This is a genomic window from Streptomyces chiangmaiensis (genome assembly GCF_036281785.1).
GTDB lineage: Bacteria > Actinomycetota > Actinomycetes > Streptomycetales > Streptomycetaceae > Streptomyces > Streptomyces chiangmaiensis.
On the sequence record NZ_JAYWVC010000003.1, the window covers coordinates 109,900 to 130,257 of the forward strand.

23 protein-coding genes and 1 pseudogene are annotated in these 20,358 nt (G+C 69.7%); 17 read left to right on the top strand and 7 right to left on the bottom strand.

What is annotated here, in order from left to right; genetic code table 11:
- Positions 1-67: 67 nt before the first annotated feature.
- The 7 genes from VXC91_RS02140 to VXC91_RS02165 all read right to left on the bottom strand — a co-directional run bounded on the left by VXC91_RS02140 (position 68) and on the right by VXC91_RS02165 (position 6,543).
- Positions 68-1,015 carry an ABC transporter permease gene (locus VXC91_RS02140; RefSeq protein WP_329504629.1) on the bottom strand — a complete coding sequence of 316 codons (948 nt, stop codon included), beginning with the start codon at positions 1,013-1,015 and terminating at the stop codon, positions 68-70.
- On the bottom strand, positions 1,012-1,860 hold the full coding sequence (locus VXC91_RS02145; RefSeq protein WP_329504630.1) for an ABC transporter ATP-binding protein: 849 nt from the start codon (positions 1,858-1,860) through the stop codon (positions 1,012-1,014). Before VXC91_RS02145 ends, VXC91_RS02140 begins: the two co-directional genes overlap by 4 nt.
- Before the next feature lie 4 nt (positions 1,861-1,864).
- Positions 1,865-2,908 carry an ABC transporter substrate-binding protein gene (locus VXC91_RS02150; RefSeq protein ID WP_329504631.1) on the bottom strand — a complete coding sequence of 348 codons (1,044 nt, stop codon included), beginning with the start codon at positions 2,906-2,908 and terminating at the stop codon, positions 1,865-1,867.
- Positions 2,909-3,134: 226 nt separating this feature from the next.
- Positions 3,135-3,218 (bottom strand): putative leader peptide, encoded by an 84-nt coding sequence (locus tag VXC91_RS46905; protein ID WP_408057318.1) that lies wholly within the window; start codon positions 3,216-3,218, stop codon positions 3,135-3,137.
- A 179-nt stretch (positions 3,219-3,397) separates the two neighbouring features.
- A complete protein-coding gene (locus VXC91_RS02155) occupies positions 3,398-4,627 on the bottom strand; it encodes an acyl-CoA dehydrogenase family protein (protein ID WP_329504632.1) in 1,230 nt (409 codons plus the stop codon).
- Positions 4,628-4,640: 13 nt separating this feature from the next.
- Positions 4,641-5,216 carry a winged helix-turn-helix domain-containing protein gene (locus VXC91_RS02160; RefSeq protein WP_329504633.1) on the bottom strand — a complete coding sequence of 192 codons (576 nt, stop codon included), beginning with the start codon at positions 5,214-5,216 and terminating at the stop codon, positions 4,641-4,643.
- A 292-nt stretch (positions 5,217-5,508) separates the two neighbouring features.
- Complete coding sequence (locus tag VXC91_RS02165) at positions 5,509-6,543, bottom strand: amino acid ABC transporter permease (RefSeq protein WP_329504677.1); 1,035 nt, start codon at positions 6,541-6,543, stop codon at positions 5,509-5,511.
- A gap of 710 nt (positions 6,544-7,253) precedes the next feature.
- On the opposite strand from VXC91_RS02165, the gene VXC91_RS02170 reads away from it, so the two are divergent.
- From VXC91_RS02170 to VXC91_RS02245, 17 genes and pseudogenes are all read left to right on the top strand, one after another.
- On the top strand, positions 7,254-8,390 hold the full coding sequence (locus tag VXC91_RS02170; RefSeq protein WP_329504634.1) for an LLM class flavin-dependent oxidoreductase: 1,137 nt from the start codon (positions 7,254-7,256) through the stop codon (positions 8,388-8,390).
- Complete coding sequence (locus VXC91_RS02175) at positions 8,387-8,902, top strand: GNAT family N-acetyltransferase (protein ID WP_329504635.1); 516 nt, start codon at positions 8,387-8,389, stop codon at positions 8,900-8,902. Before VXC91_RS02170 ends, VXC91_RS02175 begins: the two co-directional genes overlap by 4 nt.
- Positions 8,899-9,855: an ABC transporter substrate-binding protein gene (locus tag VXC91_RS02180; protein ID WP_329504636.1), complete on the top strand. Its 957-nt coding sequence runs from the start codon at positions 8,899-8,901 to the stop codon at positions 9,853-9,855. The genes VXC91_RS02175 and VXC91_RS02180 overlap by 4 nt, the downstream gene beginning before the upstream one ends.
- 21 nt (positions 9,856-9,876) lie before the next feature.
- Positions 9,877-10,905, top strand: coding sequence for an amino acid ABC transporter permease (locus VXC91_RS02185; protein ID WP_329504637.1), 1,029 nt, complete (start codon positions 9,877-9,879; stop codon positions 10,903-10,905).
- A 53-nt stretch (positions 10,906-10,958) separates the two neighbouring features.
- The gene (locus VXC91_RS02190; protein WP_408057319.1) at positions 10,959-11,711 is read left to right on the top strand and encodes an amino acid ABC transporter ATP-binding protein; all 753 of its coding nucleotides are present in this window, start codon (positions 10,959-10,961) and stop codon (positions 11,709-11,711) included.
- A 39-nt stretch (positions 11,712-11,750) separates the two neighbouring features.
- A complete protein-coding gene (locus VXC91_RS02195; RefSeq protein ID WP_329504640.1) occupies positions 11,751-12,734 on the top strand; it encodes an ABC transporter substrate-binding protein in 984 nt (327 codons plus the stop codon).
- Positions 12,735-12,849: 115 nt separating this feature from the next.
- Complete coding sequence (locus VXC91_RS02200) at positions 12,850-13,959, top strand: LLM class flavin-dependent oxidoreductase (protein ID WP_329504641.1); 1,110 nt, start codon at positions 12,850-12,852, stop codon at positions 13,957-13,959.
- A gap of 79 nt (positions 13,960-14,038) precedes the next feature.
- Complete coding sequence (ssuE, locus tag VXC91_RS02205) at positions 14,039-14,605, top strand: NADPH-dependent FMN reductase (RefSeq protein WP_329504643.1); 567 nt, start codon at positions 14,039-14,041, stop codon at positions 14,603-14,605.
- Positions 14,606-14,647: 42 nt separating this feature from the next.
- Positions 14,648-15,862: an LLM class flavin-dependent oxidoreductase gene (locus tag VXC91_RS02210; RefSeq protein ID WP_329504644.1), complete on the top strand. Its 1,215-nt coding sequence runs from the start codon at positions 14,648-14,650 to the stop codon at positions 15,860-15,862.
- Positions 15,859-15,978, top strand: a complete 120-nt coding sequence (locus VXC91_RS02215; RefSeq protein WP_329504645.1) for a putative leader peptide — start codon at positions 15,859-15,861, stop codon at positions 15,976-15,978. Before VXC91_RS02210 ends, VXC91_RS02215 begins: the two co-directional genes overlap by 4 nt.
- A 74-nt stretch (positions 15,979-16,052) precedes the next feature.
- Positions 16,053-16,628 (top strand): cupin domain-containing protein, encoded by a 576-nt coding sequence (locus VXC91_RS02220; RefSeq protein ID WP_408057315.1) that lies wholly within the window; start codon positions 16,053-16,055, stop codon positions 16,626-16,628.
- The gene (locus tag VXC91_RS02225; protein WP_408057316.1) at positions 16,625-17,029 is read left to right on the top strand and encodes a rhodanese-like domain-containing protein; all 405 of its coding nucleotides are present in this window, start codon (positions 16,625-16,627) and stop codon (positions 17,027-17,029) included. The genes VXC91_RS02220 and VXC91_RS02225 overlap by 4 nt, the downstream gene beginning before the upstream one ends.
- A gap of 55 nt (positions 17,030-17,084) precedes the next feature.
- Positions 17,085-17,513, top strand: a pseudogene (locus VXC91_RS02230) (LysR family transcriptional regulator); the annotation flags it as partial.
- Positions 17,514-17,627: 114 nt separating this feature from the next.
- Positions 17,628-17,750, top strand: coding sequence for a hypothetical protein (locus VXC91_RS02235; RefSeq protein WP_329504649.1), 123 nt, complete (start codon positions 17,628-17,630; stop codon positions 17,748-17,750).
- 137 nt (positions 17,751-17,887) lie between these two features.
- Positions 17,888-18,847, top strand: coding sequence for a glutathione S-transferase C-terminal domain-containing protein (locus tag VXC91_RS02240; RefSeq protein ID WP_329504650.1), 960 nt, complete (start codon positions 17,888-17,890; stop codon positions 18,845-18,847).
- Between the two features lie 106 nt (positions 18,848-18,953).
- Entirely contained in the window at positions 18,954-19,061 is a 108-nt protein-coding gene (locus VXC91_RS46910) for a putative leader peptide (protein WP_408057320.1), read from the top strand.
- A gap of 73 nt (positions 19,062-19,134) precedes the next feature.
- Positions 19,135-20,343 carry an LLM class flavin-dependent oxidoreductase gene (locus VXC91_RS02245; protein WP_329504652.1) on the top strand — a complete coding sequence of 403 codons (1,209 nt, stop codon included), beginning with the start codon at positions 19,135-19,137 and terminating at the stop codon, positions 20,341-20,343.
- The last annotated feature ends 15 nt before the right edge of the window (positions 20,344-20,358 follow it).

Sequence of the window (20,358 nt, forward strand, 5' to 3'; positions counted from 1 at the left end):
AGGGGCAACGAGACGATCGGGAGAGGAAAGAGATCGGGGAAGACAGCGGGACGAGAGGGCGGCCGGGTCAGCCGCCGACGGGTACGCGCCAGGAGCTGAGCCGTCGCTCCACGGCCACCAGGAACTGGTTGAAGGCCACGCCGATGGCGGAGATCGTGATGATGCCCGCGTACATCTGCGGGATCGCGAAGTTGTACTGCGAGGCGTTGATCAGATAGCCGAGGCCCGCCTTGGCACCGATCATCTCGGCGGCGACCAGCACCAGAATGGACACCGCTCCGGCCAGCCGGATGCCGGTGAACATCACCGGCACCGCGGACGGCAGGATGACCTTCTGGAACAGCCGGGGCGCGGACAGATCCATCGACTTCGCCAGCTTCAGCAGGGTCGGGTCGACGTTACGGACCGCGCTGATGGTGTTGAGCAGGATCGGCCAGGTGCACGCGTACACCACGATGGAGATCTTCGAGGTCTCGCCGATGCCCAGCAGCAGCACGAACACCGGCAGCAGGGCCAGCGCCGCGGTGTTGCGGAACACCTCCAGCAGCGGTCCGAGGAGGTCGGCGACCGGCCGGTACCAGCCGATCAGCAGGCCGAGCGGTACGGCAACCGCCACGGCGAGACCGAATCCGCTGAACGAGCGCACGAGGCTGGCGCGTGCGTTGTCGGCGAGCTGACCGTCGGCGGCCAGCCCCCACCAGGCGCGGGCGACCTCGCTGAACGGCGGCAGGAAGGTCCGGTCGACCAGGCCGAGTCGCGGTGCGGTCTCCCAGAGCAGGAGCAGAGCCACGATCGCGACGGACTTGGTCGCCCCCTTGAGCAGCAGGTACGGCAGCCGGCGAACCGCCCGGCGGACCGGGACCGGTGTGGAGAGGACTTGGTGCGCCTTCGACGGCGATGCGTCGTGTGGCGCGAACGTGGCGGACGTAGCAGAGGAAGGGGCCGGGGCGGGCTCGGCGGTGCTCACAGAGTCCGGCGTCGTGGTCTTGGTGGCCGTGCCGGTTGTGGGGCTCATACGGAAGCCTCCTCCTTCTCCAACTGCTGGGCCCTGGCCACCTCGTCGTGCAGCAGCGACCAGATCTCGTGCCGGTGTCGCGCGAACTCGGGGCTGGAGCGGAGGTCGTCCGTCGCCGTACGGGAGTCGAAGGCGACCGGCACGATCTGCTTGATGCGGCCCGGCCTGGATGTCATGACGGCGACGCGCTGTCCCAGGTAGACGGCCTCGTCGATGCCGTGCGTGATGAAGACGACGGTCTTGCCGGTGCGCTGCCAGATGCGCAGCAGTTCGTCCTGCAGCGACTCCCGGGTCTGGGCGTCCAGTGCGGCGAACGGCTCGTCCATCAGGAGTACATCGGGGTCGTAGGCGAGGCTGCGGGCGATCGCCACCCGCTGCCGCATCCCGCCCGACAGCTCGTGCGGATGGCGGTCCTCGAACCCGGACAGGCCGACGAGGTCCAGGAACTCCTGGGCTCGTGCTCCACGTTGACGTCGTGGGACGCCGGTGGCTTCCAGGCCGAACTCGACATTGCCCCGCGCCGTGCGCCACGGCAGCAGCGCGTACTGCTGGAACACGATGCCGCGGTCCAGGCCCGGTCCGGTGACGGGTGCGCCGTCCAACAGGATCCGTCCGCCGGTGGGCTGGGCAAGGCCGCCGAGCAGATCCAGCAGCGTCGACTTTCCGCAGCCGCTGGGACCGACCAGGACGATGAACTCGCCGGCTGCTATCTCCAGATCGATGCCGTCGAGGGCGGTGAACCGGGGCGCCTGTCGAGCCCCTGTCCGGTCCTTGACGGTGAAGTCCTTCCGTACGTCCTCGAACATGATCTTGGGCGTGGTGGGTGCCGTGGTGGATTCCGGCATGGGATCAGCTCCCGCTCTTCGTGGCGGAGGAGGACTTCTGGTTGCCGTTGAACTCATTGGTGTAGAGGTCCGACAGCGTGACCTGGCCCTTCTTGATGTCACCGCGGTCGGCCAGCCAGTCGATCCACAGCTGGAGTTCCTTGCCGGTGATCAGGCCCGCCTTCTCGGCGACGCCGTAGGAGCGCCAGTACTTCAGGGGTGCGGTGTCCTCGTTGCGGCCGCGCTTCTTCACGATGTCCGTCATCCGGGCGATGACCTCTTCGTGCGGAGTGGAACGGGACCACTCGATGGCCCGCCCCACGGCGGTGACGAAGGTCCGGGCCGTGTCGGGGTTCTGCTTCAGGAAGCGGTCCGTCATCACGTAGGTGCCTGCGCTGAATGCGCCGAGCAGTGCATAGTCGGTGAACAGTGGGCGGATGCCCCCGGCTGCGAGGGCCTTGTCGCGCAGAATGCCGCCGAGCACGGCCACGTCGATCTGCTTCTGCCGCAGAGTCTGCTCAGTGTTGACGGGTGGAACCACGAGTGGCTCGACCTTGCCGATCTCCGCCCGGGACAGGCCGCCGCGCTGCAGATAGATGTCGAGCATGGCCTCGGAGTGGGCTCCGAGTGTGTTCATCCCGACCTTCTTGCCGAGAAGGTCCCTGGCCGAGCGGATCGGGCTGTCCTCAAGGACGTAGAAGCCGCTGTAGGCGTACTTGTCGGAGCCGTAGTAGCTGATGACGGCCTTGATGGGGGCGTTGTTCGCGGCCAGTTTGACGACCGCGCCGTTGAACGCGCCGCCGAAGTCGACCTGGCCCGTGGCCGCGGACTGGATGTCCTGCGGCCCGCTGATGGTGTTGCCGACCCACTTCAGCTTCACGTCCTCCAGATAGCCGAGATCCTCGGCCAGCTCCGGCAGGGTCACCTGACCCGCCCAGCCCTGGTACCGGAGCGTCTTGGTCTGGCCCTTGCCGGAAGCGGCTCCGGCGGTCGTGCCGCAGCCCACGGCCACCGCAGAAAGACCGAGCAGGGAGAGGAACTGGCGTCGGGTCGATGCCGTAGTGGCCATGGAAAGGTCCTGTTCACACGAATGGGGACTGAGGCGGAATCGATGGCATGGCATGAAGAAGCCATAACCGAGAGGGGTGCTCGGCAATTGGGCGCAAGCAAGGCGGACGCCGAAAAGGGAAAAAGACCCACCGGGAATGCCTGCTAGGAATCAGTCGTCTACGCCGACAACGGTCGTCGTGGCCGACTGTGAAAATGGAGCGGGAGAGCGGCGCCCGTCAGCGTGTTCAGCAGCCGATGGCACAGATGGCGCTGGCCTGACGTCGCAGATCGACGTGCAGGCGCGCGGCGAGGTTCTCGGACTTGCTCACAGCCAAGAGAGTTGCAGCGAAGTCCGGCCAAGTCAATGTCGCCTGCGCGGGCGTCTCGTATTCTCAACCGCCGGACATGTGAGTGAAGTGCAGCGTTCACAATTGCCTGGAGGTCAGGTTGCGAAGCGAATTCTGATCATGCCGATGACGCCGGGGAAATGCCCAGCGGCATCGCAAGGTCAGACAGGCAGGACGAACGGAGGGTGCGCACCGTTGAGGAAATAGTCCCCGACATCGCGGAGCCGGTGGGCGACCGGCTCGTACAAGGTGTGGGTCCGGGCATTGCGCCAGAAGCGGTCGAGGCCCAGCCGCGAGGATGCGGAGCGGGTGCCGATGATGTCGAGGGCGCGGGCGGTCGACTCCTGCACAGCCCTGGATGCGGCGGCTTCGGCCATGGCCACGAGGACGGAGACCTCCGCGTACTCGTCGTAGGTGAGGTCTTCGCCTCGCGCCAGTCCGCCGTGCACGGCTTCCTGTGCTTGATCGGTGAGCGCGGACGCGGAGCGGGTGAGGACGGTGAGTTCTCCGTAGGCGGTCAGCACCTGTGGGTCCTGGGGGGAGCCGAATGGCCAGTCCGGGTGCCAGGGTGAGTGGCCCGCCCTGCTGTAGTCACGGGCTTCGGCGAGTACTCCCTCAGCCATGCCGAGACGGAGCTGGACCGAGAGGAGACGTCCGACCGGGGATGCCAGAGCAGCCAGGGGCGACAGGACGTCCTCGTCCGCGGACAGGGAGCCGAGTACGTCGTCGGCGGCGACCGGTACACCGTCGAACTCCACGCTCCCGCCGGCCGCGAGCCGCTGGCCGAAGGTGTCGGCGTCGCCGTCGATGCCCACGCCGCGATGGGTGGGATCGACGACGACGGCGAGTGGTTCGCCGGTATCGGGCCGTACGGCCCGCACGGCGAGGCGGTCGGCGACCAGGACCCCGGTGGCGTAGCTCTGCCGACCGTCGAGCACATGGCCGGCGGCTGTCCTGGCCAGCGTCAGAGGCGGTTCCTGGCGGGCAAAACCACCGCCCCAGCACCACTGTTCCGCTGCGGACCGCCGCTCGACCTGAGCGGCGAGAGAGGGCTCGGTGAAGAACCGGGCGCTCCACGACAGGAAGTAGTGACAGCCCAGGAGTTGACCGATCGCACCGTCGGCGGCGGCGATTTCCCGGACGACGGCGTAGGCCGTGGGCCAGTCCGCGCCGCCTCCCCCGAGCTCGGCCGGTATGAGGAGTGTCAGCAGTCCCGACTCGCGCAGCCGGGACACCTCGTCGAACGGGGCCTTGCCCGCCTGCTCCCTGGCCGCCGCGTCCGTGGCCAGGTCGTCCGCCGTCTCGCGGGCCACGCGCAGCCAGTGCGCACGGCCGGGCCCGGTTCGCTCGGACTCCGAGGTGGGGCCGGACGGCGCACTGGCAACGCCCATGGCAGGGGTCTCCTCAAGGTCGGCGGCAGGGTGCGGTGGTGGGGCTCTCTTGCTGGTCGGGCACGTACTTGTAGCCCACGCGCCGTACGGTGACGATCCGGTGCCGGTGAGCCTTGCCGAGCTTGCGGCGCAGGCGCGCGACGTGGACGTCCACGGTGCGGCCGTCGCCGATGTGGTCATAGCCCCAGATGCCGGCCATCAACTGCTCGCGCGAATGCACCTGGTGGGGATGGAGTACGAGATGCGCCAGCAGCCCGAACTCCAGGTAGGTGAGGTCGAGTTCGCGTCCGTCCAACTCTGCGACATGTCGCGCAGGGTCGATGCGGACGACACTGCCGCCCGCTCCCGTCTGGTGCACGGGAGGCGAGTCCGTATAGGCGACCGGACGGATCTCCGGCCGTGCCACGTCCTTGGCGAAGAGCCGGGCGGGGTCGGTGCCCTCGGGGACGAGGACGAGGTAGCCGACGAGGGGTGTGGAACCGTTTACCTCATCGCCTTCCTGAGCGGTGTCGCCCACGAGGCGGAGATGGCGCAAGTCGGGGAGTGGAGAATCCGATGGAGTGGCCTGGGCCGGAAGTGCCGTGGTCATGGCGGTCGTCCTTCAGAAGTACGTCGGGCCATCAGGCGCATTGAGTGGGTGCGCCCGATCACCTGGGAGGAGAGAGAAGGAGCGGAGTGGCACGCGCAACGTGTGAGCCGCGTGCCTTACACACGACAGCAGGCGGCGCTGACGACGTGACCAAAGTCGACATGCCGACGACGAACGAGTCGCTGCTGCGTGTGGGACATGTACATCATCCTGCGCATCCGCTGGGCGGGCCGTCAATGGCTTCCCTAGTAAATCGATGGGAAATGTAGGGAAGGTAACACCGCGGGTGGGCTCACCGGTCACCGCCGATCGCCGGGCGGGCCTCGGGCGCGATCGCCCTCGTCAGCCGGGCACGGAGTGCGGCCAGATGGATTCTGAGCCTCTGCAGGGGTGTGGGCGGGAGTGCGCGGGCGGACCCACGTGCGTAATAGCGCTCGACGTAGAACTGCCCCGCGCTGAGCACGGTGGTGACGGCGATGTACCAGAGGGTGGCGACCATCAGCAGCGGGATGACCTGGTAGGTCTGGTTGTAGACCAGCTGCACCGAGTACAGCAGGTCGTGCACGGCCAGCACGCTGACGATGCTGGTGCCCTTCAGGGTGCCGATCAGCATGTTGCCCGCGGTCGGGACGATGGAGCGCATCGCCTGCGGGATGACGATCCGGCGCAGGGTGCGCCGCCTGCCGATGCCGAGAGCCTGGGCGGCCTCCGTCTGGCCGGCGTCGACGGAGAGGATGCCGCCGCGCACCACCTCGGCGGCGTACGCGGCTTCGTGCAGGGTCAGGCCGATGGCGGCGGTGAGGGTGGGGCCGAGCAGGTTGACCGTCTTGACGGTGAGGAACTCAGGTCCGAAGGGGATGCCGAGGCCGAGCGTCGGGTAGAGGGCGCCGATGTTGAACCAGAACAGCAGCTGCACCAGCAGCGGGGTGGACCGGAAGATCCACACGTAGCCCCAACTCAGCGTGCACAGTACCGGGTTGGCGGACAGGCGCATCACGGCCAGCGGGGTGCCGAGCAGGAAGCCGAGCACCATCACCACGCCGGTCAGCCACAGGGTGAGCAGCAGCCCGTCGAGCACGGCGGCGGTGGTGAAGTACCGGCCGACCACATCCCACTGGAAGGCGCGGTTGCGCACGACGGAGTTGACCACCATCGCGAAGACCAGCAGCGCGGCGACAGCGGTCAGCCAGCGGCCGAAGTGCCGGCGCGGCACGATCCGTGGCAGACCGTCGTCGGGGCCTTGACTGCTGGAGCCTTTGAGGTGGCTTGGGGGCGGGACGGCTGCGGAGACGCGAGAGGAAAAGGTGATGTCGGATGGCGAGACCATCAGGAGCTTCTCCAGGGGGAGGGAGGCGCGGGCGTCGGTGACCACCCGGCAGTGCACGTTCGTGGATGCCGCGCACACACGCAGCGCGGTTACGGGGTGGTGGCTGGGTTTCGGCGTCATCACGCTCGCCGCGTCCCTCAACGCGGCCGGTGAGGCTGCCGCGCGCGGCGGAGCCGGTCCGCCCTCGATCGTATGGGCGCACCGCGCGCATGTGTCAACCACGCACAGGAACTGCTGGGCGCCGGTCCGGTATCCGGGCCGTAGTTGACGAGAGGCGAGATGTACTGCTCAATTAGTCGCATGAATGCCGAGCAGCGCCTGGTCACCCGTGACCACATCGACTTCGGTCGGGTGTGGTCCGCCGCGTGTTGCGCTTGACGCGGCAGCGGGCCGTCTGACCGGCCCTTTCCCTCCCTCGGTGACCCCGTCGCGGGCCGAGTTGCTCCCCTCGCAGCACCGTCGCACGCATGCGCTCAACACGCGCTGAATCCGCGTACGGACGCGTTTGCGAGACCTGACACGCGCTGCTGCCGCCGCCCGACCTCACCCGAGGCACCTGCCCCGGCGTCGTCACATCCGTTCACCACCTGTTTCCCAGCGCCCTGAAGCGCCGTCACGCCCGGCCGCACCGAGGGCTGCTCCGCCGTGCCCGCGTGCTGCCCACGGCACGGCCCCAGAGGACTTGGAAGACTTGAGGAAGGCCATCTCCCATGCCCGTGGAGTTCCTTGGCATCGCCGCCACCCACGACGGATCCGAAACCACCCAGCGCTCAGGCGCCGCCTTCGACAAGGAGTACACGCTCCGTCTCGCCAGGGCGCACGAGGACCACGATTGGGACCGGGTGCTGTTCGCCTACGGTTCCGGATCGCCGGATCCCGCGCCGGCCGCCGCCTACATCGCGAGCAGGCTGGATCGCCTGCAGATCCTGCTCGCCCACCGGCCCAACGTCTCGTACCCGACCTTCGCCGCGAAGACCTTCGCCACCCTCGACCAGATCAGCGAGGGCCGGCTGACCGTGCACTTCATCACCGGCGGCAACGACCGCGAGCAGGGCCGTGAGGGCGACACACTCACCAAGGACGAGCGCTACGCCCGCACCCGTGAGTACATCCGGATCGTCAAGAAGATCTGGACCACCCACGAGCCCTTCGACCACGAAGGCGAGCACTACCGCTTCCACGACTTCGTCAGCGACGTCTTCCCGGCCCAACAGCCCCGCCCGAACGTGTCGTTCGGCGGCTCGTCCCCCGCCGCGTACGCCGCGGGAGGCGCCGAGGCCGACATCTACTGCCTCTGGGGCGAGCCGCTCGCTAAGACCGCTGAGCAGATCGAGGCCGTGAAGGCCGCAGCGAAGGCCGCGGGCCGCACCGACGTGCCCCGCATCCAGGTGGCGTTCCGCCCGATCATCGCCCCGACCGAGGAGCTGGCCTGGGAGAAGGCCCACCGCACGGTCGGCGCGATCAAGGCCGGCAAGGAGAAGGGCGAGGCGATCACCAAGCGCCACAACGGGCACGCCCAGCCACAGAACACCGGCTCTCAGCGGCTGATCGCCATCGCCGAGGCGGGGGAGCGCTACGACCGCGCCCTGTGGACCCCGACGGCCGCCGCCACCGGTGGCGCGGGCAACTCCAACGCCCTGGTCGGCACGCCCGAGACGGTGGCCCAGGCGCTTCTCGACTACTACGACCTCGGCGTCGACATCCTCTCCGCCCGCGGCTACGACCTGCTGGGCGACGCGATCGACTTCGGCCGGTACGTGATCCCGATCGTCCGCGAGGAGGTCGCGAGGCGCGACGCCGAACGGGCGGCGCGCGGCACGCAGAACCTGGCGGCGGTGAACGGATGACGTCCGCGCCCGAACTGGCGATCGCTCAGGTCACCGTCGCTGACCCGAGAGTGCAGCCACTGCTGCGCGAACTCGGCGACGAGTACTCACGACGCTACGGCAAGGACGCGCACGCCGAACTGGCCCGCTATCCGGACGAGGAGTTCACCGCGCCGTACGGCGGCGTGCTGCTCCTGCTCCTCGAACGTGGCGAGGCGGTTGCGGGCGGCGCCTTCCGCCGGTACGACGCGACCACGGCCGAGCTGAAGCGGATCTGGACGCACTCCGCCCACCGTCGGCGGGGCCTGGCCCGCCGTGTCGTCGCCGAGTTGGAGCGTGAGGCGAGCGCCCGCGGCCACCGGCGGATCTACCTGACCACCGGTCCGCGCCAGCCCGAGGCCCGCGGCCTGTACCTGGCCACCGGTTACACCCCCCTGTTCGACACCGCGGCCGACCCGGAAACCATCGGCCCGCTGCCTTTCGAAAAGCACCTGCCGGTCGTAACACACCAAGGAAAGGCAGCCAGCCTGTGAGCGTCCGTGGCATCAGAACACGTCTGCGCAAAGCCGCCACCATTGCGCTGCTACCCGTACTGGCGCTGACCTCCTGCGGCTCCGGCGACACTTCCGGCACCACACCGGCGGGCGCTCAGGCGTCCCCAGTGCCGACCGACGACCCGGTCGCCGGCGTACGCAAGGTGGGCTCCGTCGCCGCCCTGCTGCCCGCCGACGTACGCGAGTCCGGCACGCTGCGGGTCGGCAGCTCGATCGGGTTCCCGCCCGGGGCGTACTACCCGAACGGGCAGGACAAGCCACCCGCCGGACAGGACATCGACCTCGCCGACGCGGTGGCCAAGGTCCTCGGCGTGAAGCTGGAGCGGCAGGACGCCTCCTTCGAGACGATCCTGCCCGCCCTCGGCAGCGGCAAGTACGACGTCGGCACCGGGAACTTCGGGGTCACCACCGAACGCCTGAAGACCGTCGACTTCGTCACCTACATCAACGACGGTCAGGGCTTCGCGGTGAAGAAGGGCAACACCGCACTCAAGACCAAGGTCACCGACCTCACCCAGCTGTGCGGGCTGACCATCGGCACCGGCGCCGGCACCACCTTCGAGGCGACCCTCACCGCGCAGAAGGGGGTGTGCGCCAAGGCGGGCAAGAAGCCGTACGACGTGAAGGTCTACTCGGAGAACGGGGCCACTGTCACCGCGCTCCAGCAGGGCCGGATCGACGTGATCATGTCGACCATCAACGGCCTGCGCTACCAGGCGGCACAGCCCGCCTCGCAGACCACCTTCCTCGGTGAGTACCACCGCCTCGACGTCGGATTCGCCTTCAAGAAAGGCTCGCCGCTCACCAAGGCGTTCCAGGCCGCTGTCAACGAGCTGATCAAGGACGGCACATACGCCCGGATCCTCAAGAAGTGGGGCACCTCCCCCTCCGCGATCGACACGTCGCGGATCAACCCGCCCGAGCACACGTAACGAGCAAGCAGGAACGCCACGATGGGACTCACCACCGATTCCGCCGCCGCGCCACCCGGCGCGGCCTCCCCGGGCACCGGCCCGGGGGCCCCGCCCTCTCCGGACGACCCGGCCTCTCTCAAGGTCGTCCCCGCCCGCCACTACGCCCGCTGGGTTGCGGCCGTCGCCGTGATCGTGCTGGTCGCCCAGTTCGTGCACGGGCTGGCCACCAACCCTGTCTGGGAGTGGGGCGTCTTCCGCGACTACGTGCTCTCCGAGACGATCGTCCAGGCGGTGTGGGTGACCCTCCAGCTCACCGCCTACGCCACCGTGCTGGGCTTCCTCCTCGGCACCGTGCTGGCGTTCATGCGGCTGTCGCGCAGCCCGGTGCTGCAGACCGTCGCCTGGACCTACATCTGGATCTTCCGGTCCATCCCGATGATCGTCCAGCTGGTTTTCTGGTTCAACCTGAGTGCGCTGTACGAGGAGTTGGGCTTCGGCATCCCCTTCGGCCCGGTGTTCTGGTCCGTCGACAGCAACAGCATCATCGGCACCATGGGCGCGGCCATCATCGGGCTGACGCTGCACCAGGCCGCCTACGCCGCCGAGATCGTGCGCGGCGGCGTCATCGCCGTCGACCACGGACAGCTGGAGGCCGCCGCCGCGCTGGGCATCCCCCGACTGCGGCAGATCCGCCGGATCGTGCTGCCGCAGGCCATGCGCGCCATCCTGCCCACGGCCGGCAACGAGATCATCGGCCTGCTCAAGGGCACCTCGGTGGTCTACGTGATGTCCATCGGCGAGCTGTTCTACCAGGTGCAGGTCATCTACGGCCGCAACGGCCGGGTGATCCCGCTGCTGCTGGTCGCCACCGCCTGGTACGTGGTCCTCACCTCCCTGCTGTCGATCGCGCAGTACTACGTGGAGCGCCGCTACGCCCGAGGCGCCAACCGCACCCCGCCGCCCACCCCGATCCAGCGCGCCCGGCGCTTCGTACGCACCCTGCGCGCGGCGGCCGCCCAGCGCAACCAGCCCGTCGTACCCCTGAAGCCCTTGGGAGACAGCCGATGAGCGACGTGACGGTGGCCGGCGTCAAGGACGCGAAGCCGACGGCCGACGACGTGATGGTGGACGTCCACGGCGTCCACAAGAGCTTCGGCCCGCTGGAGGTGCTGCGCGGCGTCGACCTCCAGGTCCGCGCCGGCGAGGTCACCGTGATCCTCGGCCCGTCCGGCTCCGGAAAATCCACGCTGCTGCGCACCATCAACCACCTGGAGAAGGTCAACCGCGGTTGGATCAGCATCGACGGCGACCTCATCGGCTACCGACGCTCCGGCGGCAAGCTGCACGAACTGAAGGAGAAGGACGTTCTGAAGCAGCGCACCCACATCGGGTTCGTCTTCCAGAACTTCAACCTCTTCCCGCACCTGACGGTGCTGGAGAACCTCGTCGAGGCCCCCGTCTCCGCGCTGCGCGGCCCGCGCAAGGAAGCGGAGGAAACCGCCCGCCGGCTGCTGGACCGGGTCGGACTCGCCGACAAGACCGACGCCTACCCGCGGCAGCTGTCCGGAGGCCAGCAGCAGCGCGTGGCCATCGCCCGCGCGCTCGCCCTCCAACCCAAGGTGCTGCTCTTCGACGAGCCCACCTCGGCGCTCGACCCGGAACTGGTCGGCGAAGTCCTCGACGTCATCAAGGACTTGGCCCGCACCGGAACCACCATGATCGTCGTGACCCACGAGATCGGCTTCGCCCGCGAGGTCGCCAACACCGTGGTGTTCATGGACGGCGGTGTCGTCGTGGAGCAGGGGCCACCCGCGGCCGTACTGGACGACCCGCAGCACGAGCGCACCCGCGCCTTCCTCTCCAAGGTCCTCTGACCACCCCCTCACCCCTTTCCGCAAGCAAGGAGCACGACTGTGTCCACCTCGATCACCCGCCGCACCACTGCAGCCGCGCTGGGACTGACCGCTGCCCTCGTCCTCGCAGCCTGCAGCAACCCTGACGACGGCGGCACGACCGAGGTCGCGGCCACGTCGGGCAGCAAGACAAAGATCAACATCAGCCCGGACCAGGACCGCATCACCACCGACAAGGTCGACTCCATAGCCGCCGAGGTCCCGGAGAAGATCCGCAAGAGAGGCACTCTGGAAGTCGTCGACTCGTCCGGCTCCGCGGCGCCGCTGACTTTCTTCGCCACCGACAACAAGACCATCATCGGCGTCGAGCCCGACATCGCCTCTCTGGTCGCCGACGTGCTCGGCTTCAAGCTGCACATCAACACGGTCTCCTGGGAGAACATCTTCGTCGGCCTCGACAGCGCCAAGTACGACGTCGGCTTCAGCAACATCACCGTCACCGAGGAGCGCAAGGAGAAGTACGACTTCGCCACCTACCGCGAGGACAACCTCGGCTTCGAGGCGAAGAAGGGCAGCGGTCTGAAGGTCACGGGGCCCGAGGACGTGGCGGGCAAGACGGTCGCCGTGGGCAGCGGCACCAACCAGGAGAAGCTGCTGATCGAGTGGAGCAAGGAGAACGAGAAGGCCGGCCGCAAGCCGGTGAACATCAAATACTACCAGAACGACAGCGACACCTACCTCGCCCTCCAGTCCGGCCGCATCGACCTCTACCTCGGCCCCAACCCCACCGCCGCCTACCACGCGGCCACCACGGGGAAGACGGAGGTCGTCGGTACGTACTCCGGTGCCGGCTCCACTCTCCAGGGCCTCATCGCGGCCACCACCAAGAAGGACAGCGGCCTGGTCAAGCCGCTCGCCGACGCGCTCAACGAGGTCATCGAGAACGGTACGTACGCGAAGGTACTTCAGCGCTGGGGCCTGTCCGACGAGGCCGTGACCAAGTCCGAGATCAACCCGCCCGGCCTGCCCAAGACCAACAAATAACGGACCCGGCGCGGAGGCCGCACGCCTCCGCGCCCTGTCCCTCCGCTCTCTTGTTCACGCCTCCGTGCAGGACTCGTTCCGGCGCGCAGGACTCCTTCGTACAGGACACGAGGTCATGCCCCGCGAACTCCACCTCTCCGTCGAACTCAACGGGACCGGCCACCACCCCGCCGGCGCCGATCCCACCGCTCCCCTCACCGCCGCCCCATGGGCGGACCTGGTTCGTCTCGCGGAGCAGGGCGCCCTGGACTTCGTCACCGTCGGCGACACCCCCGCGCCGCCACCCGACGGCAGCGGCGACAGCGGCGACCGGCTCGACGCGGTGGCCGTACTGGCCCGCGTCGCCCCCGTGACCAGCCGGATCGGCCTTGTCCCGACCGTGACCACCACCCACACCGAGCCCTTCCACACCTCCACCGCCCTTGCCAACCTGGACTTCGTCAGCGAGGGCAGGGCCGGCTGGCAGGTTGACGTCTCGAGCACCGAGGCCCGCGCCGTGGGCCGCCTCCCCCGGGCATCCGCCGCCGAGCTGTGGGCCGAGGCGGCCGGCGTCGCCGAGTTCGCCGCCCGGTTGTGGGACAGCTGGGAGGACAACGCAGAGATACGGGACGCCGCCACCGGCCGTTTCACCGCCCGCGATCGGCTCCACCCCATGGACTTCGACGGCCCGCACTCCTCCGTCCGCGGGCCCTCCCTGGTCCCCCGCCCGCCGCAGGGGCGGCCGCCCCTCGCCGTCGCCCTCGATGTGCACGACTCGGACGGGCAGTGGGAACTGGCCGCGGGTCACGCCGACGTCGTACTGCTGGACGTCGATCAGCCGGCCACCGTCCGGCTCGCCCGTGCGGCGCTCCTGCACCGGACGGAGGAGGCCGGACGCGACCCGGACGCGCTGCGGGTGCTGGTACGCGTCGCGGTCGATCTCAGCGGCGGAGCCGGGCCGGGACCACACTCACTCCCACCCGCCGACACAGTGCGCTTCACCGGCACCGCCGCGGACCTCGCCGGACTGCTCGCCGACTGGCACGCGGCCGCCGGCACCGACGGCTTCCACCTCCTCCCGGCCTCCGCCCCAGCCGACCTGCCCGCCGTGGTCCACGAACTCCTACCGCCGCTGCGCAAGCGCGGAATCTTCCGCACCGACTACACCGGCCGCACCCTCCGCGACCACCTTGGCCTGCCCCGCCCCGCCAGCCGCTACGCCCGACGGACGGACACGGCCCGATGACGCACACCGCGACGGCCGCGTGCAGCGCGGGGACGGCCCGAACGTCCCAACCCACTTGGTACTCCTGAAAGGTCTCCTCATGTCCACTGTCCTCTCCGTCTCAGGAAGCCCCTCCGCCACCTCCCGCACCGCACGGCTGCTGCGCCACCTGGACGACCGGCTCATCGCGCAGGGGCACAAGGTGATCCCGCTGGACGTCCGCACCATCCCCGCCGAGGCGCTGCTCGGCGCCGACTTCCGGCATCCGGCGATCGTCGAGGCCACGACCCTGTTCGAGCGGGCAGACGGGGTTGTGATCGGCACCCCCGTCTACAAGGCCGCCTACTCCGGGCTGCTGAAGTCCCTGCTGGACCTGCTGCCGCAGTACGCCCTGGTCGGCAAGACCGTCCTGCCGCTGGCGACCGGCGGGACCACGGCACACGTCCTGGCGATCGACTACGCCCTGCGCCCGGTGCTCAGTTCCATGGGCGCCGCGCACATCGTCCAGGGCTGGTTCACGCTCGACAAGGACATCACAGTGGGCGACGACCGCACCCTGACCGTCGCGCCGGGCCCGGCCGAGGCCCTCGCCCAGGTCGTCGACCAGTTCTCCGAAGCCCTCGGCAGCCGTACGGCCCTGCCGACGGCCACCGGACGAGCAGCCTGACCGTGACCGCCGACCACGACGAGCGAAAGGCGTGAGCCTGAAGTGAGCCTCACCTTCCACTGGTTCCTGCCCACCAACGGCGACAGCCGTCATATCGTCGGAGGCGGCCACGGCACCCCGGTCACCGCGGCCGGAGGTGACCGGCCGCCGAGCATCGGCTACCTCACCCAGATCGCCCGCGCCGCCGAGGACCTCGGCTTCACCGGCGCGCTGACCCCCACCGGCGCCTGGTGCGAGGACGCCTGGCTGACCACCGCCATGGTCAGCCAGCACACCGAGCGGCTGAAGTTCCTGGTCGCCTTCAGGCCCGGTTTCGTCTCGCCCACACTCGCCGCACAGATGGCGTCCACCTTCCAGCGGCAGACCGGCGGCCGGCTGCTGCTCAACGTGGTCACGGGCGGAGAGAGCCACGAACAGCGCGCCTACGGTGACTTCCTCGACAAGGACGCCCGCTACGCCCGCACGGACGAGTTCCTTCAGATCGTCCGCGCGCTGTGGGACGGCGGGACCGTGGATCTGGCGGGCGAGCACCTCCGGATCGAGGACGCGCGGCTCGCCCGGGTGCCCGACCCGCTGCCGGAGATCTACTTCGGTGGCTCCTCGCCCGCCGCGGGCGAAGTCGCCGCCCGCCACGCGGACGTCTATCTCACGTGGGGCGAGCCGCCCGCCGCCGTCGCCGAGAAGATCGCCTGGATCCGGACCCTGGCCGCGAAGGAGGGGCGGAACATCCGCTTCGGTATCCGCCTCCACGTCATCACACGCGACACCTCCGAGCAGGCATGGGCCGAGGCACAGCGACTCCTCGACGGCTTCGACCCCGAGACCGTCGCCGCCGTACAGGCCGGGCTCGCCCGCAGCGAGTCCGAGGGGCAGAAGCGGATGCTCGCCCTGCACGGCGGAGGCCGCGACGGCCTTGAGATCCACCCGAACCTGTGGGCCGGCATCGGTCTGGTGCGCGGCGGAGCCGGCACGGCGCTGGTCGGCAGCCACACCGAGGTGGCCGAACGGATCGCCGAGTACCACCGGCTCGGCATCGACGAGTTCGTGCTTTCCGGTTACCCGCACCTGGAGGAGGCTTACTGGTTCGGTGAGAACGTCCTGCCGCGCCTCGCAGCCCAGGGACTGTGGGCCCACCCGTCGCCCACCACCGCCCTTTCAACGAGCGCTTCGCGCACCCCTTCTGACTCCACGCCCGCGGACGCAGCCGCCCAGCCTGCAGCCCAGGTCCCCTTCGCGGGCTCCCGAACTCCGCGATGACCCTTGCCCCGCGATTCGGCCCGCGCGCCGTGATTGACACCCGTCTGTGCTTCTGGCGGAGGGTGCATGTGGACTTGGTCCGCTATGCAGGCTGCGTGTGTTGTCCGTCCTGCTGATCCGGCTCTTCTCTCCTTCCCCTTTGCGCGGCACGCTCCGTGCTTTCTCGTTCGCGATCACTCAGGACGGTCCTGTGTCTTCCACCGCTTCTCTTTCTGCGTTCGCAGTCACGTCCCCGACCGAGCCCGCAGCCGAGCCCGGCGGTCTCACCCGTACGGGCCCGACGATCCCCGAACTGCTCGACTTCGCCCGCCGTGCCGCCTCCGACAGCGAGCTGGTCGCCGCCCTCCCGCTGGACCCCGAGGCCCGTACCTGGATCCGACTCGACGCTCCGGGCGGCAGCGAGGCGTGGCTCATCGGCTGGCCACCGGGCACCGGCACCGGCTGGCACGACCACGGCGGCTCGCGGGGCGCCTTCGCCACCGCGGACGGCGAGTTGACCGAACAGTCCCTCGCTGCTCCGATTCCCACCGAGGGGTGGCGGACGCTCGAACTCGCCGACGGTATCGACCGCGAGCGGCGGCTGGGCGCCGGGCAGGCGCGCGGCTTCGGCCCACACCACGTCCACCAGGTGTTGAACCTCTCCGCTGAAGCGCACGCCGTCTCCGTCCACGTCTACTACCCACCACTGCCGCTGATCCGGCGCTACAGCCGTACAGGGCCTCTGCTGCGGCTGGAGACAGTCGAGCAGCCGGAGGAGTGGACGTGATACGCACACCGGTGCGGGGCATCGACGCCCTGCTGGCGCAGGCCCGCTCGGAACTGGACCGGCTCGGCCCGCTGGAGGCCGCCGAAGCGGCCGCTTCCGGTGCGCTGCTGGTCGACATCCGCTACGCCGCGCTGCGCGAGCGCGACGGCACCATCCCCGGCGCGCTGGTCGTCGAGCGCAACGAGTTGGAGTGGCGGCTCGATCCGCTCTGCGATCACCGGTCGCCGGAGGTCACCGACCATTACCGAACCGTCGTGGTGGTGTGCAACGAGGGGTACGCGTCCAGCCTCGCAGCGGTGTCGCTGCGGCAGCTGGGGCTGCACCGGGCAACGGACCTGGACGGCGGGTTCCAGGCGTGGCGGCGGGCCGGCCTGCCCGTGGAACTGCCCAGAGCTCGCTGACCCAGACGCCGTCGGCGAGGCGGCCGAACGCGGTGAGCTCGACCTCGCCGTCTACGTCACCGAGGCGGCCGCCGCAGAGGGCACTCCCGTGGGCGATCTCCCGCTGCGCTGGTACGCCGCCCCCGGCTGGAAGCCGCCCGCCACCGACCCGCTGCCGTTGGTCGCCGTCAACGCACCGTGCGTCATTCGCCGTCGCGCCCTCACCGAACTGGCCGCCCGTCGTACTCCGGCCACCGTGGTCGCCGAGGCCGGATTCCTCGCGGGCGTCCTGGACGCGGCCCGTGCCGGGCTCGGCGCCGCGCTGCTCGCCGTCCCCGGCGGGCAGAACCCCGACGGGCTCACCCTGCGCCGGGACTTCCCCGCGGTTGCGCCGGTCCGGCTCGGCGCCCTCGCGCGACAGGGCTCCGACCCCTCCCTGACCGGTGCAGCCGTCGAGGCTGTGCGCGCCCTGCTCGTCTCCTGCGAGGCGGACCTGGCGGCGTAGCTCCCGTGCTCATCATGTGAGACGGCGGGCGAGACGGGGGAGGACCCTCTTGACGTGGCATCAGGGCTGCCCGACACTCCAGAGCAGAGATCCCTAGTGAACTGGTAGGAAACGATGGAGCGTCTGGAGCCGCCCGCCGACCGCGCCGTGCGCGCGGGCCGGCCGTCGCTCCTCCTGACCTCCCGCCGCCACATCGATCTCCTGCGTGTCTGCAGCGCGGCGAGCCCTCTGCGCTGAACCGGCGGTACCCCGCCGACACCGCATCCCCGCCGCGCAACGGGTACGCGCCGACGCCGCCGCGCGCCCATCACCCCATGTGCGCCGCCCGCCGCACCTCTGAGAACCAGAAGCCGGACCCGGACTCAGGGAGAAACATGCCCGCCGCACCCCTGACCACCGTGCCGTCCTTCCCCTCCCCGCCGTCGTTCCGAAGCAGGATCGGCCGTGACGCGAGCAGCGGCTACTACGCCGCCTCGCGCCGCTACCGCCTCCACCTCTCGCTGTCCTGCCCTCACTGTCTGCGGATCGCCATCACCCACAGCCTGCTCGGTCTGGAAGAGACCCTCCCGGTCGTGCTGCTGCCGACAGTCCCCGACAGGCCCGACGGTGAACACTCCGCTCTGCGCCCGATGTACGAGGCCAGTTCACACCGGCATCCCGGACCCGCCGTCGCACCGGTGTTGAGCGACACCTGGACCGGACGGATCGTCAGCACGCACACCCCGGACATCCTCCGGGACCTGGACCGGCGCTTCGGCGGTGACGGGCCCGCCCGGCCCGCCCTCTACCCGCACGGCGAGGAGGAGGAGATCGAGGCCGTCGGACGCCTCTGCGAGGACCGCATCAACCAAGCCGCACAGCAGGCCGGGCAGGCCGACGCCGACGCCACGGCACGCCACACCGCCCTCACTTCCCTGCTCCGCGTCCTGGGCTCACTGGAGTGGCGGCTCGCCCACCAGGACTTCATCCTGGGCGACGAAATGACCGCCGCCGACGTGCAGTTGTGGGTGACCCTGATCCAGCTCGACACAGTGCACCGCTTGCACTTGGACGCCGCCGCGGTGCACCGCATCGCCGGCCATCCGCACCTGTGGGCCTACGCACGGCGACTGGCCGCCCACCCCGCCTTCGGCCGACACCTCGACCTGGACGGCATCGCCCGCAGGCACCATGCCCACTGCCGAGGACTGGAGGCCGCAGGGGCGGCCGTGCAGATCCTGGACTGGGCGGTTCACATCGCGGACGGCGCCGCCGCGCAGCCCTGCCAGGAGCCTCCGGACGGTTTCATGGAACCGCAACACGCTCTCCACCTTCGTCCGTCCAACTCCGCTTAGCCTGCGACGACATGGGGTCTGCCATGCCGGAGCACGGCAGACCCCATTCCGAGCAGGACAAACAGCCGGAAGAGCGGAGGTGACGGTGTTGTCCCCCGTTTCCCGCGTGCTCGTCCCGGCTGCCGAGGCTCTCGTCCCGCGCGGCTGCGTCCGCCTGTACTCCCGGCCCCACATCGATCTGCAACGGGTGGCCGGCGCCCTCTGTCGTTCCTGACCTGTTCCCCGCCATCGAGCCCTCTGTACGAGGGCTGGTGATCACATACGGTCCACCAGGAAGGCACCCTTTCGTGTCCGCACATCCCCCTCTTCATCTTGCCGTGGCGCTGGACGGCACCGGTTGGCACCCGGCTGCATGGCGCGAGCCGGGCGCCCGGCCTCGCGACCTGTTCACCGCCGGTTACTGGGCCGACCTCGTGACCGAGGCCGAACGCGGCCTGCTCGACTTCGTGACGTTCGAGGACTCGCTCGGGCTGCAGTCCTCGCACCTGACGGAGCCGGACGGGCGCACCGACCAGGTCCGGGGCCGACTGGACGCGGTGCTGGTCGCCTCCCGGGTCGCACCGCTGACCCGGCACATCGGGCTGGTGCCCACCGTGGTCGCCACCCACACCGAGCCGTTCCACATCTCCAAGGCGATCGCCACCCTGGACTACGTCAGCACCGGCCGCGCGGGCCTGCGCGTCCAGGTGACGGCACGGCAGAACGAGGCCGCGCACTTCGGCCGCCGAACCTTCCCGCCTCTCCGCGTCGAGGACTGGGACACCCCGGCCGGCCGGGACCTCATCGCCGACCTCTTCGAGGAGGCCGCCGACTACATCGAGGTGGTGCGCCGCCTGTGGGACAGCTGGGAGGACGACGCGGAGATCCGCGACGTCGCCACCGGGCGCTTCATCGACCGCGACAAGCTGCACTACATCGACTTCGAGGGCAGGCACTTCAGCGTCAAGGGACCCTCGATCACCCCTCGGCCGCCGCAAGGACAGCCCGTCGTCAGCGCGCTCGCGCACCACAGCGTGCCGTACCAACTGGTGGGCCGTTCGGCCGACATCGGTTACGTCACCCCGCACGACACCGACCAGGCCCGCGCCGTCGTCGCCGAGATCCGTGCCGCCCGGACCGCGGCGGGGCGGGCGGAGGAGCCGCTGCTCGTCTTCGGTGATCTGGTCGTGTTCCTGGACGACGATCCCGCAGCGGCGGAGGACCGCAAGGCCCGCCTGGACGGCCTCGCGGGCTACGCCTTCACCAGCGACGCCGAGGTGTTTGCGGGTAGCCCCCTGCAGTTGGCGGACCTGCTGCTGGAGTGGCGCCGGGCCGGCCTGAGCGGTTTCCGGCTGCGCCCCGGAGTCATCGGTCATGACCTGGAGCAGGTCACACGGGCCCTGGTGCCCGAACTCCAACGCCGAGGCGCCTTCCGGCATGCCTACGAGGCGGACACCCTGCGCGGGCTGCTCGGGCTCGGCCGCCCCGCCAACCGCTACGCCGCCGCCACCGCCTGAGCCGGAGGAGTCGTA